The sequence below is a fragment of the Curtobacterium sp. TC1 genome (genome assembly GCF_019844075.1).
Lineage (GTDB): Bacteria > Actinomycetota > Actinomycetes > Actinomycetales > Microbacteriaceae > Curtobacterium.
On the sequence record NZ_CP081964.1, the window covers coordinates 814251 to 828039 of the forward strand.

11 protein-coding genes are annotated in these 13789 nt (G+C 66.3%); 4 read left to right on the plus strand and 7 right to left on the minus strand.

Going from position 1 to position 13789, the window contains the following annotated elements; genetic code table 11:
- Positions 1–58: 58 nt before the first annotated feature.
- The gene (locus tag KZI27_RS05045) at positions 59–373 is read right to left on the minus strand and encodes a hypothetical protein (protein ID WP_222659623.1); all 315 of its coding nucleotides are present in this window, start codon (positions 371–373) and stop codon (positions 59–61) included.
- Positions 374–688: 315 nt separating this feature from the next.
- Complete coding sequence (locus KZI27_RS05050) at positions 689–1069, minus strand: hypothetical protein (protein ID WP_222659625.1); 381 nt, start codon at positions 1067–1069, stop codon at positions 689–691.
- 611 nt (positions 1070–1680) lie between these two features.
- Here KZI27_RS05050 and KZI27_RS05055 point away from each other — a divergent pair.
- Positions 1681–5556, plus strand: coding sequence for an ATP-binding protein (locus KZI27_RS05055; protein WP_222659627.1), 3876 nt, complete (start codon positions 1681–1683; stop codon positions 5554–5556).
- Positions 5557–6114: 558 nt separating this feature from the next.
- Here KZI27_RS05055 and KZI27_RS05060 read toward each other — a convergent pair.
- Entirely contained in the window at positions 6115–7305 is a 1191-nt protein-coding gene (locus KZI27_RS05060) for an MFS transporter (protein WP_222659629.1), read from the minus strand.
- On the opposite strand from KZI27_RS05060, the gene KZI27_RS05065 reads away from it, so the two are divergent.
- On the plus strand, positions 7306–7701 hold the full coding sequence (locus tag KZI27_RS05065; protein WP_222659631.1) for a MarR family transcriptional regulator: 396 nt from the start codon (positions 7306–7308) through the stop codon (positions 7699–7701).
- A 218-nt stretch (positions 7702–7919) separates the two neighbouring features.
- On the opposite strand, the gene KZI27_RS05070 is transcribed toward KZI27_RS05065, so the two are convergent.
- Both KZI27_RS05070 and KZI27_RS05075 read right to left on the minus strand, forming a co-directional pair.
- Positions 7920–8060, minus strand: a complete 141-nt coding sequence (locus KZI27_RS05070; RefSeq protein ID WP_222659633.1) for a hypothetical protein — start codon at positions 8058–8060, stop codon at positions 7920–7922.
- A 431-nt stretch (positions 8061–8491) separates the two neighbouring features.
- Complete coding sequence (locus KZI27_RS05075) at positions 8492–9340, minus strand: helix-turn-helix transcriptional regulator (protein WP_222659635.1); 849 nt, start codon at positions 9338–9340, stop codon at positions 8492–8494.
- 101 nt (positions 9341–9441) lie between these two features.
- On the opposite strand from KZI27_RS05075, the gene KZI27_RS05080 reads away from it, so the two are divergent.
- Together KZI27_RS05080 and KZI27_RS05085 are read left to right on the plus strand one after the other, a co-directional pair.
- Positions 9442–10827, plus strand: coding sequence for an MFS transporter (locus KZI27_RS05080; RefSeq protein WP_222659637.1), 1386 nt, complete (start codon positions 9442–9444; stop codon positions 10825–10827).
- Between the two features lie 52 nt (positions 10828–10879).
- On the plus strand, positions 10880–11632 hold the full coding sequence (locus tag KZI27_RS05085) for an SDR family NAD(P)-dependent oxidoreductase (protein ID WP_222659639.1): 753 nt from the start codon (positions 10880–10882) through the stop codon (positions 11630–11632).
- 123 nt (positions 11633–11755) lie between these two features.
- On the opposite strand, the gene KZI27_RS05090 is transcribed toward KZI27_RS05085, so the two are convergent.
- On the minus strand, positions 11756–12733 hold the full coding sequence (locus tag KZI27_RS05090) for an SDR family NAD(P)-dependent oxidoreductase (RefSeq protein ID WP_222659641.1): 978 nt from the start codon (positions 12731–12733) through the stop codon (positions 11756–11758).
- Positions 12730–13704, minus strand: a complete 975-nt coding sequence (locus KZI27_RS05095; protein ID WP_261784099.1) for an alpha/beta hydrolase family protein — start codon at positions 13702–13704, stop codon at positions 12730–12732. Before KZI27_RS05095 ends, KZI27_RS05090 begins: the two co-directional genes overlap by 4 nt.
- Positions 13705–13789 lie beyond the last annotated feature (85 nt).

Genomic DNA, 13789 nt, shown 5'->3' on the forward strand with positions numbered 1-13789 from the left:
CCCGAACGGCAACGACAGGATCGTCTGCTGGTGTCGGATGTCCTGCACCCACTGCCGGTCAGACATCAGCCGGCCCCACCGCTTCGGAACCACGGCCCACCGCACGAAGCTCTGAAAGCACGTCCATCACCTGTGTCGCTGCTTCCAGCAGCGGGTCAGTAGGAACCGTCAACGGCGACCCGTTGAGGAGCGTGAACACCCACCCGTCTTCCGTGGTGCGGACGCTGACGGTTCGTTGCAGGATCCGCGACCCGGTGGAGTGCGTGAACGTCATCCCAGCCAACGTGGGCCAGATGACGGCGTCGAACTGCGCCGACAGCGACAGCAGCCGCAACGGTACCGGTTCGAACCGCGGCGCCGGGCGTTCACTCATCGCCAGCCAACTGTGGATCATCCTCCGAGAGCCGCTCAAGCCCGAGCCCGGAATGGCAGCGAGACCGACCAGAGATCGGCAGCTGTGTCACACCGGCACCACGAGCACCCAGATTCTGGGCTCGACTAAGCGTTTCTTTCGCTCTCGCCGCTTCTCATCCCATCTCACGAAAGAAGCGCGTCACGTGATTGGATTCTCGGCGAAGAAACTCTCATGTTCGGCCAGCTCTTTGAGGTCACGCACGTGTTGAGGTTTCTCTGCCCTCTCGCTCCTGCGCCATCCGAATGCGCCGCTTGGGTTCATAAATGTGGACAGTCAGTAGCTTCTTAAAAGGTCGCGGAGGTCGTCGGGAGTATCTATCTCGAACATCTCGATGATCAACCGGGAGTTTCGAGCGACTGCGCTGCGGAAGTCCCGCAGTGAGTTCGAAAAGAGCGTCGGATCGTTCGAGAAATCGACTCCGTCGCGACCACCGAGATCGACGAACGCTGCAGCCGAGCGGCGGATGCTCTGGAAAGAGTCGCGCAAGGGGCCGTTCGGAACGAGTTCAAGTTTCAAAGTGATCTGCTTCCTCAGCTCGTTGGCAGAACGGACACAAAGAGTCTCGTCTTCTCGATCGATCGTTCGATCTGTGAGAATTCGCTTCGCGCTGAGCAGGTCGAGTAGATTGATGGCCGTTCCGAGGTGCAGGTTCACGTAAGCGGCTACATCAGGATTTTTCATTGTTATCGCCCAGCCTCTATTCGTCGGTTGATGGCTTCGTCAATCTCGAGTTCAATCTTTCGATTGAAATCTGCGGTCCCTTGACGGGGGGGTGTTCGCGTCGATGGCGCCAGTCCGTCTGAGCGAGCGCCGATAGTTGCACGCAGGAACGGGAGGTCTTCCTGGTTCTCGTGGTCCCGAATGAGCGCCAATACGTATCCGCGCAAATGGCTCGTGCCAGAGGTTTGAAACTGAGCGTACAACTCTCTTAGCAGCGTTAGCTCGAAACCGACGCGACGCTCGTGTAAGGCCTCCGCTCTAGCGGCGTCCGCACCTTTTCGAGCGTCGGCTGCTTGAACTAGCGCAACCACGAGCGCAATCAAAGTCAGGACTCCCACGATAAGGTTGACCCAGAAACCCGCGAGACTCAATTCGTGGTCAGTCATGGTCGTAGGCTACTGGGTCACCGCAGTTGTGCAGCGTCGAATCGCGATCGCCGGTTGTCTCCGGTGGCCATCAACTTGAGCAGCCCCGCGCTGTCGGGTACTCGAGACACTGCGGGCTCTCCTGCTGCGCGGGCATGGTTCGTCGTCCATGATGATGCTGTGACCGACGAAGACGCGCTGCGAGCGGCAGCTGTGCTGTTGAACGGCCCCAATCATGACTTGCTACCCACGGCCGCTCTGACTGGCGATCAGTTTGAGGGGTTCACGGAACGCCTGCTCGCGGCACACCGACGCGCCCTGCCTTCGGTGGGCCGCCGTATCGAACGAGTCAAGCGTTGGGGCCGTTCCGGCGACAAGCAAGACGGCGTCGACCTTGTCGGCGCTTGGGACGACGGAACTACGGTAGCTTTCCAATGCAAGCGGTGGGCGGCGCTGTCACCGTCGGCGGTGCGCACCATCGTCAAAGAGACCACGTACAACGCAAGCGAGTTCAAGTTGGTCTTCTCTGGCGTGGCGTCGGCCGCCAGCCGGAAAGCGATGGAGGAGTTCCCGGCCTGGGATCTGTGGGACGTACGGGATCTCCGGCAGCTGCTCGGCGACCTTCCCCTTCACGTTCAGCGCGACGTACTCGACGAGACGTGGTCCGCCAGTGTCCGAAGGCGATTTCTCAAGGGACTTCCGACGGACGCGTTCGTCGCCACGGCGACCGTGCGCGCAAGCAGAGCGCGCGACGGTCAACTTCTTGATGACAACGCACCTTTTGTCGGCATGGGGGCGCGGCGACGAGAGCTGACGAACTTGCTTCAGGCCGGGCCGGAGGTCAGTCAGGTCGTTCTCGTGCACGGACCTGGCGGCACCGGCAAGACGCGTCTCCTTTTGGAAGCAGCGGAGGCTTTTGAGCGACTGCGCCCAGAAGTTCCCGTGTTGTGGCTTGGGCCTGGCGTAGCTCTCGGCGAGGCCGCGCTCGGCGAGCTGCCCCTAGTCGCCTCGGTCATCGTCGTTGACGACGCTCACCTGCAGGCCGATGATTTGACCGCGCTCTTGCGCCACGTCTTGGAGACACCTGGGGCGAGGCTGCTCCTCGGATCCCGCGACCTTGCCGTGCACGAGCTTCGACGGAAGCTGATCCGTGGTGGCGTCGTGAGTAGCAGGATCGGTGATGTCCGGACTGACCGCATCAGTTTGAAAGCAGCCCGACGACTCGTCGCGGCCCTCGCGAAGGACCTTTCGGTGGCATACGGCTTCCGAGAGGCGCTCGCACGTATCGCGGTCGATGTGCCCGCCGTCGCCGTATTGGCTGTTGGTATGGTCCGCGCGGGAACACTGACCGACCCGTTCCCCTTGGATGAGCAGCTGCGCGAAGCGGTGCTCGCGCGCTTTGGCGAGGAGACGCTGGACGACGTTCCTGGAGGACCCCCGCAGGCCCCACGGCGGCTCCTGTCACTCATCGCCGCAATCGGCACGATCAATCGCGATGACGACGAAACACAGGCACGTCTTCTCCAAATCACCGGGTGGAGCGTTGCAGACTACCTGTCAGTCTTCGCGGCGCTTGAGGCTCGAGGCCTAGTGATTGGCACTGGGGAGGTGTTCCGGGTTACCTCGGAATTGTTCGCCGATCAGATCCTCGAACATGAAGCGGTGATCTTCGGTCGCGACAGCCACCTTGTGTCCACGCTTTGGGAGCAGTTCGGTGACGGCGAGCACCGCACGCTGCTAGTGAACCTGGCAGCACTGGCTGGTCGGCTGCACCGCCAAGGGTCGCCGCCAGTCATGGATGCAGTCTGGGCGGACGTCCGGAAGCGGGTCACCGACATGACCCTCTTTGAACTGACGATGTTCCTTTCGGACGCCGCGCCAGCTGCGCAGACCCAGCCGGCCGAGTTCGTGGACATTCTCGACGTCGTACTGGGTATGGTCGATGGGCCACGCGAGACCATCCCCGATGAACCCACGCGCTCTTGGTACACCGAGGATGGTTTGCGCCACCACCTTGCCTCGCTGTACGCCGACGTCGGAGCGAATGATCCGGCCCTGATTCCTCATGTGCTCGATGTCCTCTGGGGACTGAGCAAGCAGGATGGACGGCTGGAAAATACGAACCCCGGGCATCCGGTTCGACTCATACGAGAGCGATTCGCTGACTTCGGGTCGATCCCGAGCGCTGAAGCGCCATCGCAGGTCATAGATGCGGTCGAGCGCTGGTCGGGCGAAGACCGGACTCCGATACCTCTGCTGACGTCGATCATGACCAAGCACGGAACACGAATGGTGATGACTGACCATCGCACCGTGACTTTTCGACCGTTCGCTGTTTCTCCTGAGAAGACGATTTTCCTTAGGGCACGTATCCGTAAGATCCTTGAACGCGATGCCGAGCACCCTCGAGAGAAGATCGAGTTGCTGAAGGCGGCGCTCGCTCCACCACGACCGGGATTTGGTGCTGAGGTCACGGACGCAGCCATTCTCGCTTGGGAGGACGATGATCTAGCGACGGTGGCAACATTGCGGCGCATCTCCACGGCGACGAAGATCTCCGCGGTAAGGCGCCTTGTCCGCAACGCCGTGGACTGGCCCGCGACACATGCAGTTTCGCCGGCGGTGCGCTCTGAGACGCGGACCCTCATCGCAGAGCTAGATGCGAGGCCGGAGGATGACTTCGCGGACTTGCTGGTCGGTTCGACGCACATCACGATGCATCAGCGCCTCGGTTCCGATGCTTCCGGAGGTCGCGGCCTCGGTCGGTACAAACGACTGACGGCTCTATTCGCTGATGTCATTGACGAGGTCTGGCCCGACCAATTCACACCCGCAGGTTTTTCTCACCTCGACACGCAAGTCCGCGAAGCCGCCGAGGTCGGCGGCCGGCATCTTTGGATACTCATGCATTTGGCGACGGCACTGCAGACAGCACGGCCGCAGCTCGTCGCGCCCGTAACTGCAGCGATCATGGAAAACACCGCAGGGCCGCTCGACGACCTTCTTCCGACCCTGCTAGCGGGTGTGTCCGATGAGCAGCTCAGGGCGTCCACATACGCGTACCCGACGCTTCGCCCGGGTGCCCGCCGAGCTTTCGGGATTGCTGCCGCGGGGGAGGGATGGCGGTCGAAACGAACGGCGGCGATGGCGCTGCTAGCGGCGGGGCGTCACGACGAGGACCAAACGGTCCGACAGGCGTTTCTCACCGCCTACGACAGGAACGCGACGCTGCGCGCAATCAGCGATGAGCTCATGGAATGCGCGGCGACGCCACAAACGATAGAGGTCGTGCTCGACGACCTCGGGTTCGGGCTGAGTCACAACGAACAGGATCCGGTCATCGGCACGGTTGAGGTTCCGGTGCTGTTGGACCTTCTCAAGCTGCTGCCCAGCAACGCATCGACGGTCCCGCACGTCCTCCGAGCAGTGGCAAGAGTCGATGTGTCAGCGGCTTTGACATTCCTGGACGAGCCAGGAGACCCGAAGTTCCACATCGAGGTGGATGAGGTACTCGATGGCGATGCTAGTGACATTGCGGATTGGCTCCTCCGGCGCGCTTCGACAGCGGACGCGAGGCCAGTCAGCTGGAGGAGCACACGTGCCATCGGTGAACCGATACCGGCGAACGTAGGTGACATCCTTGCCGCTCAGGTCTTCCAGCTGGAGCCCGAGACGGTGGACCACCTAACCGAACTTCTTGCGGGGTTCTCCGCTTGGGTGTCACACCGTCCGACGCTCGCTGAGCGGCTCCTTGAGCACGGCAGCCCCGATCTCGACGCACGCGGACAACGTCTGGCCCTGATTCAAAACTCGGTGACCCCAACCAGCTGGTCCACTGGGACCGGGGGTTCACCGGAGCTGGATCTCACGATCATTGCCGCGACGAAAGCCGCCGCATCGGCATCAACTGCCGAGCTCCGCGCACTCCTCGAGGCGGGCATCAGCCGCATGCAGGGCTGGCTGCGTGATGCAGAGGAATGCGAGGACGACGAGGACGAGGACGACTTTGACGACGAGGACGGATCGAACGACTCTTCCGCAAGCTCGCCGGAGTAGTTTCATGAGCGCGGACAGGTCCATCCACCCACTCTGAGGCGCCCCTTCGAGTGGCGTACCCCGCTCCTGCGGGATGCACGTGACCGGTGCCGCGGGAGCTTGACGTGGCGCCACTGTCCACGCATCTGACTTTGAGAGACGGGTAATCCGGGCCGTTTCTAGGACGCCGGTGAGATGCTTGGAACAGAATCCCGCAAGCCGTGGAACGCCCGGCGCCGGTGGGATCCGCGATCCGCGCCACCACTAGCATCCGCGAATAAGCCGAACACCTCGCCGGGGCCAGTTCGGTCTTTGCCAGAATCCTGGTCGTTCTTCTGCTTGTGACGGGTGCGGGAGCCGTCCGGACTTCGTCTGCGCACTGCCCCGAATCTCTCCCTGACCGTTGCATGAGGCCCGAGCCGGTGGCGCACGAACGGATCGGTGCACGACGAAAGCCCCCGGCTCCGTTTCCGGGCACGGGACACTGGTGACGTCGCTGGAGCAGAGGTTGACGTGGTTGAGCTTCATGGAGTCACTCCGTGGTTGATGTCGTACGTCGCGTCGGGATGGACAGGCTGGTCAAGGCTTGGCTGTGGCACCAGGTCGCGGGGGATTCTGGATGAGGATGCTGGTCGTCACGCTGAGGACGATGAGGATCCCAGCCGCGGAGAGGTATGCCGCCTGGTAGCTGGCGAGCTGGGCGAGCCGCTGAGCGGTGGCCCCTGTTCCGTGTTCGGCGAGGTAGCTGGAGACGGTGGAGGTGGCGATGACCGACAGCAGGGCGGTGCCGATCGCGCCACCGACCTGCTGGGTGGTGCTCACCATGGCTGACCCCACTCCGAGGTCTCCGGGATCGAGGTTCGATGTCGCGACGTTCGGGGACGCCGAGAAGACGTGGCCCATCCCGACAACGAGGACGATCAGGGCCGGGACGACGGTGAACCAGTAGTTGCTGTCGAGGGACATCGTGCTGAGGATGAGCAGCGCTGCTGCCGCGAGGAGCGGCCCGGCAACGAGGAGCACCTTCGGGCCGAGTCGTGCGAGCGAGCGGGGTGCGATGACGATGGACGTGACGGCGATCGAGATCGGCAGGGGTAGGAACGCCACTCCGGTCAGCAGCGGCGTGTACCCACGGAGCGCATGGAGGTAATAAGTCAGGAAGAGGAACACGCTGAACAGCGCGAGCGACACGATCCCGGTCGTGAGGAACGCACCCTCACGGCTGCGATCGAGCACCACGCGCAGCGGCAGCAGCGGCTGCCGAGTCCGGGATTCAACGATGACGAAGGCGACCAGCACGAGGATGCCGCCAGCCATGCATCCGAGCGTGACGGGACTCGTCCACCCGGTGCTCGCCGTGGACGACAGCCCGTAGACGAGGCCGGCAAGGCCGACGGAGACCAGGACCGCTCCCCACACGTCGATCGTCGGTCGTGGTTCACGCCTGGTTGAGGGCGGGATCGTCAGCAGAGCTCCGATGACGGCAGCGGCGGCGAAGAACAGGTTGATGAACAGTGTCCAGCGCCAGGACGTGTACTCCGTGAGCAGGCCGCCCAGCACCAGACCGATCGCCGCGCCACCACCAGCAACCGCGCCGAAGACACCGAACGCCTTCGCGCGCTCCTTCGGCGCTGTGAACAAGGCAGCGAGCAGCGACAGCGCGGCCGGAGCACCACAGGCGACAGTGCAGACCTTCGGTCCCGCATCCTCGAGGATCTCCTCGCGTTCAGTGCCGAGCAGAGCGACTCCGGCCGCGCGTTCGCGCGTCACATGCACATGCGTCCGACCGACGCGTTGGCGATCGTCGAGATCCTCAGCGCCGAGAACCAGGGCCAGCCGCTCACCCCCGCGCGCCTCGGGGGACGCATCAGCATGACCAGCGGCGCGACGACGCTCCTCCTGAACCGCCTCGAGGACGCCGGACACATCACGCGGACGCGTGGCCACGCGGACCGCCGAATCGTGACCCTGCACTCGGCGAAGCACATGCACGTCGAAGCCGAGGCGTTCTTCGGTCCCGAGCGCCAGCGGATCCTCGCAGGCATGGTCTCCTTCGAGGAAGCCGAGCTGCAGGTCATCCGACGATTCACGAGCGGATTGCGCGCCGACCCGAACGTTGCAGGAGCGGTCGGAGAACCAGTATCCGAGGCAGGCACGCGCTCCTAGAGGCCCTCGAAGAAGGCGTGCACGGAGCGGGTACCCCGGTATCGAAGTCTCTGACCCCGCCATGGTCTCCGTCGCCCTCTCCGTGACGGCAGATGCTCGGATCAGTCGAGGAACACGTTCGAGGCGGCGACCCTGGCACGTGGACACCCGACCACGGCGTAGCGCAGCTCTCTCGACACATCACACGGGAGCTGTACGCCGACACCGGCGGTCCGGCCCTACTCTTCGAGTTCGCGGAGGAGGTCCTTGACACCGAGGTTGCCGAGGGGCCGCGCTTCGAACTCGAGGGTGACGCCGGTCGTGGTGTCGGTGAGGTCGATCGCGAGCGTCGTCCCTCGGTGGTGGCGTTCGACCGCCAAGCTGCTGCGCGGGATCGTGGCGACGAGTTCGAGGTCCTTCCAGTGGCCGACGATGCCTGTGGCGTCGCGACCGAGGATGTGGAGCTAGTCCTAGGTGGTCGCGAGGACCGTGGTCGGGTCGGGTCGGGTCGGGTCGGTGCCGTGGGTGTTGCTGCTGAGTCGGTCGGCGATGAGTGCGGGCGGGGGCTGGCACGCTGGTCAGTGTTTTCTTGGCGGTGTTGGTCGGCATCGGTTCGCGTTCTGATACTCGCGCGGTCGCGAAACCGTCGACTTCCGTCGACAACCGCTGAGAGCACATCGACCGTGATGAGAAGGCTGCGTTCTCACCCCGTCACCCGCCGCCGACACCGGCGGCGAGGACGACAGCGCGACGTGCCCTCATCAGTCGCCACGGAGCGGACCGGAACGGCGTGGACGCTGGGACCGCGTTCTCAGGCGTTGCCGCGGGATGAGGCGCCTCGTTGAGGAAGAGACGCGGCGATGCTCCCGAGGAGGCGGAGTGCGTCGGCTGATCTCGACCCGGGCTCGGCGTCGTAGACGACGAGCTGTTGGCCGGGCGCACCCCGGACGTCGAACGCCTGATAGGTGAGGGTGAGGGGTCCGACGTCGGCGTGGTGGAACGACTTCGGCTCGTGGGTCTTCCCGCGCACCGTCTGCTGCTCCCACAGACGCTTGAACGCCGGGGCGCCCGCGGAGAGCTCCGCGACGAGCGACCTGACGGGGGCGTCGTTGCCTTCGGTCGCCGACGCGGCCCGCAGGTTGGCGACTGAGGCTTCCGCGGCACGGTCCCAGTCTTGGTAGAACCGTCGCCCCTCTGGGTCGAGGAAGGTCATGCGGAGCAGATTGTCGTCGAGCGTGAAACCCGCGTACAGGGCCCTGGCCAGTTGATTGCGAGCGAGGACGTCGAGGGTCGCCGAGAGGACCATCGCCGGCGTCGCCGACCACGCATCCATGAGGCGGAGCAGCTGCGGATCGATGACCGCCGGGCTGGAGTCGCTCTCTCGTCGTGGCGCGAGGCCCGCATGACCGTAGAGGTACCGCCGTTCGTCCTCGCTCAGCTCGAAGGTGCGCGCCAGCGCCTCGAGGATCTGCGCGGACGGGTGGTCTTCCCGTCCTTGCTCGAGCTTGGCGTAGTAATCGCTGCTCACTCCGGCGAGGACAGCGACTTCTTCTCGACGCAGTCCCGGCACACGCCGCACACCGGCGTAGGGGAAGCCTGCCGTGCGGGGGTCGACCTGCGCGCGTCGGCTCCGCAGGAACACTCCGAGATCCGTCAACACGCTGTCCACCGTAAGCCGGATCGCCACGCTGTCCCTGGTTGCAGCGCACCCAGGGGCCGTTCGCCCTGGGGTCACGGCGACCGGCGATGGAGCCTGGTGGCATGTCCTCTTCGTCCGCACGGTCGCGCCGAGTCGAATCCGCTGCCGCGACACCGCTGCTGCTCATCGTGCTCTGCACCGCACACTTCATGGACGCGATCGACCTCTCCGATGTGACCGTCGCCCTTCCCGCCGTGCAGCGCGACCTGGGGCTGTCCACCGGTTCTCTGACGTGGATCGTGTCGGCCTACCTCCTCGGGTACGGCGGCTTCCTGCTCCTCGGGGGTCGCGCATCGGATGTTCTCGGGAGACGGCGCGTGTTCCTCGCCGCCGTGGCGGTCTTCGCTGTCGTCAGCGTTGCGGCCACACTCGCCCCGAACGCCGGAGTACTCATCGCGGCCCGCGGGATCAAAGGCATTGCAGCAGGGTTCCTCGCACCGGCGGCGCTCTCACTCATCACCTCGATCTGGACCGAGCCGCAGGAGCGTGGCCGCGCGATCGGCGTGTTCGCGACCGCCGGCGCTGCGGGGTTCGTCGGCGGCCTCGTGCTCGGGGGCCTGGTCACCGAGCTGTCCTGGCGTCTCGCGTTCGCGCTTCCGCTTCCCTTCGCGATCGCCGTTCTCACCCTCGCGCCCCGTCTGCTTCCCCGCCCGACAGCCCGGCCGAAGCGCGAGCCACTGGACGTGCCCGGCGCCGTCTTGGTGACCCTGGGCTTCTCCGCTGTCGTGGTGTGGCTCACCGAAGCGCCTGCCCTCGGGTGGGGCGACCCCCGGTCGGTCACGTTCCTCGTCACCGGATGTGCGGCGCTCTGTGCGTTCACCATCCGACAGGGACTGGCCCGGGTGCCGCTGCTGCCGCTGTCCTCCCTCACGCGCCGGGTGACCATCGCCACGTCGATCACGATCGCGACGGTCTGGGCGGCGTACACAGGGTTCGCGTTCCTCGCGACGCTCGGCATGCAAGGCACGCTCGGCTGGTCGCCGCTGCAGGCCGGCCTCGCGTTCGTCCCGATCGGCATCGTGAACGGCGTGCTCGCTCCCGCGATGGGACGCTTGGCCGGACGGATCGGCGCGGGCCGCGTCGTGGTCGTCGGTGTCGTGTTGCTGACCGCCTCGTACGCGTTGTTCCTCCGGATGGGTCCGGACGCGACCTTCATCGGCGTCCTGCTGCCCGTCATGGTGGTGAACGGTCTCGGCCTCGCCTGCACGTTCGCGCCGCTCAACCTCGCTGCTCTCGAGGCCGCGGATCCCGCCCGGCACGGCCTCGCCTCCGCCGTCCTCAGTACTGCGCAGCAGATCGGCGGCGCGGTCGGCCTCGCGCTCGTCACCGCCGTCGCCGGCGCCTCGATGACGGCGTCGAACACGGTGGTCGCCACGCTCGTCGTGGTCGTCCTGTCCCTGTGCGGTGTGGCCGGCGCAGCGCTCCTGTTGCGCCGGCATGCGGCGTGACACCCCGAAACCCCTCCCCGTCGGACCTCCCGACACAACCCGAAGGAGACCCATGTCATCCCTGCGCGACTTCCACGACCAGACCGCCATCGTCACCGGCGCTGGTGGCGGTGTCGGCCGAGCCACGGTCGAGCTGCTCCTCGCCCGTGGTGCTCGGGTCATCGTCCAGGACATCGACGACGGCATCCGAGTCCTGGCTGAACGACACCCTGAATCCGTCGTCGCAGTCGTCGGTGACGTCGCCGACGAAGACGTCGCCGATCGCGCCGTCGAAGCCGCTGTCGATCGCTTCGGACGGCTCGACGTCCTGGTGAACAACGCTGGCACGACCTTGAACAAGCCGCTCGTCGACACCCTCGCGGAAGACTGGGACGAGGTCATGCGAGTCAACGCGCGCGGCCCGTTCGTGCAGACTCGCGCAGCGCTCCGGGTCATGCAGGAAGCGCGGTCCGGATCCATCGTGACCGTCGCCTCCTACGCGGCGACCGTCGCCCTGCCCGAAGGCTCGGCCTACTCGGCCTCCAAAGGTGCGATCGCGCAGCTGATGAAGGTCACCGCGGTAGAAGGCGCGCCGTACGGTGTCCGTGCGAACGCCGTTGCACCAGGAGTCATCGACACCGGATTCCTGAACGGAATCCGTCCTGACGGCCAGGAGTACCTCCGGACCTTCGGGAGCGCACACCCCCTCGGCCGCATCGCCCAACCCGACGAAGTCGCCGAGGCCGTCCTCTTCCTCGCATCAGACCGAGCGAGCTTCGTCACAGGTGCCCTCCTTCCAGTCGACGGTGGATTCACCGCGATCTGATCCCGGGCACGAGCGACTGGATGGTGTTCGCCGCCGGGGAGAAGCTCAGCACGGCGATGCCGGCCACGCACGCGACGATGATCTTCACCCGCTGCCATGCGGGAATCAGTGACCTCGACGCCCTCAGGCCGTCAGCTGCGCACTGACCTCCCACAGCCGCCGCGCGTCGTCGGCATCGAGCATCGCCGAGTTCGCGTCCGACGGGATGCTGTCCGCGGTGAGTGGCCGGACCTCGTCGTCGACCACGGCGACGTCGCTGTCCTTCAGGTAGACCCCGCCGACGCCGTCGAGCAGCGGGCTCGCGGCGCCGAACACGAGCGTCGCGGCGCCCTGCTCGACCGTCTTCTTGCCCACCTCGGGGTCGATGACCGTCACCCCCTGGTCGTCGACCAGCCCCTGTTCGCGGTACGACGCCAGCGCGCTCGGGTCGTGCGGGCCGGGTCCGACGATGACGCCCGGGTGCGCGGCGAACGCGCGGATGCCCTGCGCGGCCAACCGGCGGTCGAGCTCGACCGTGAACAGGACGTTCGCCCGCTTCGACTGCCCGTACGCGGTGACCGGGTCGTACCCGTGGGCGAACGTCAGGTCGTCCCACCGGATCTGCCCGAACCGCGCCGCGCCGGAGGTGACGGTCAGGACCCGCGCACCACGGGCCTCCAGCAGGGAAGGGAGGAGCGCCCGCGTGAGCTGGAAGTGCCCGAGGTGCGTCGTCGAGAACGCCAGTTCGTTGCCGCGGCCGTCGAGCCGGCGGTCCGGGGTGAAGAGCATCGCGGCGCTGTTCACCAGGGCGTGGAGTGGTCGGCCGGACGCCGTCCACTGTGCGGCGAAGGCGTCGATCGACGCCGGGTCGGTCAGGTCGAGCTGCTCGACCCGCACGCCGGGGATGCCCGCGACGGCAGCGCTCGCGCGGTCGGTGTCGCGGGACGCGACGGTGACGTCGGCGCCTGCCGCCGCGAGGGCGCGGCTGGTCTCGCGCCCGAGGCGGCTGTGTCCGCCGGTCACGATGACGTTCCGGCCGGTCAGGTCGACGCCGGCGAGGACGTCGGCGGCGGTGGACGACGCCGTGAAGTGGGTGGGGAGCGGGTGCTGGTCGGTGATCACGAGTGGTCCTCCTTGGAGTCGATGTGGCCGACGGCGTCGACGTGGCCGACAGCGTCGATCTGGCCGACGGCGTCGGCGGGCGCAGCGGACAGTGCGAGTCCGGCGGCCGTCGCGGACCACGCGTCGTCGTCGAGCCCGAGTGCCGTCCGGAGGAACGCCGTCGTGGTGCGGCGGACCAGGTCCACGCGCTCGGGGCTCTCGTCGGTCGTGGCGGTGGACGCGTAGTCCTGGATCCCGCCGAGCAGGTGCTCGCCGCCGTGCACGGTCACCAGGTGCCGGGCGCCGGGGCTGTGGTGGTAGACATCGGTGAACCAGTCCGGCCCGCGGGTCGACAGCTGGGACTGGTCGTGGTCGCCGGCGACGACGAGCGACGGGGTGCGCAGCTGGCTGAAGTCCGGGCTCATGAAGGCGAAGTGCTCCTGCGCGAAGGGCGTCAGGTCGGCTCCACCGATCCCGGTGGTGGAGAGCAGGACCCCGGCGCGCACACGGTGGTCGGTACGGTCCTCGCCGGGCTGTCCGTCCGACCCGACCACCCGGGCGCCGAGGAGCATGCCGACGGACTGGCCGCCCCACGAGTGCCCGGCGACCGCCAGGTTCGCCTGGTCGACACGTCCGGCGAGACCGGGGACGGCTGCGATGAGGACGTCGAGGTCGTCGATGACCCGCTCGAGGTCGTCGACCCGGGTCTGCCAGATCGTCGGGTAGCGCGCGTCGTCGAGCGTCAGGCCGTACTGCGTCGAGTCGAGGAACGTCGGCTGGACGACGACGAACCCGTTGGCGGTCCAGTGGTCGACGAGCGGGTCGCCGCCGGTCATCGACTGTCCGAAGCCGTGGGCGAAGACGATCACGGGCAGGTCGGTGCCTGTGGTCGGGGCGGTGATCCGGACCTCGAGGTCGTGGCCGCGTGACGGCGCGGGCAGGGTGACGGGGCGCACGCTGATCACCTGTGGGCGCGGTGCTGTTGCTGACATCGGGAGTCCTTCCGGGAGCGGTCGTCACTCGAAACGGAGCGACGTTCCGGAACGATACGGAACCGCGCTCCGGATTGCAAGCGAA

What these genes read in the sequence shown, in the direction of transcription:
- KZI27_RS05045 (WP_222659623.1), bottom strand. Translation starts at nt 373, where the DNA reads ATGAGTGAACGCCCGGCGCCGCGGTTCGAACCGGTACCGTTGCGGCTG.
- KZI27_RS05065 (WP_222659631.1), top strand. Translation starts at nt 7,306, where the DNA reads ATGCACATGCGTCCGACCGACGCGTTGGCGATCGTCGAGATCCTCAGC.
- KZI27_RS05080 (WP_222659637.1), top strand. Translation starts at nt 9,442, where the DNA reads ATGTCCTCTTCGTCCGCACGGTCGCGCCGAGTCGAATCCGCTGCCGCG.
- KZI27_RS05085 (WP_222659639.1), top strand. Translation starts at nt 10,880, where the DNA reads ATGTCATCCCTGCGCGACTTCCACGACCAGACCGCCATCGTCACCGGC.
- KZI27_RS05095 (WP_261784099.1), bottom strand. Translation starts at nt 13,704, where the DNA reads ATGTCAGCAACAGCACCGCGCCCACAGGTGATCAGCGTGCGCCCCGTC.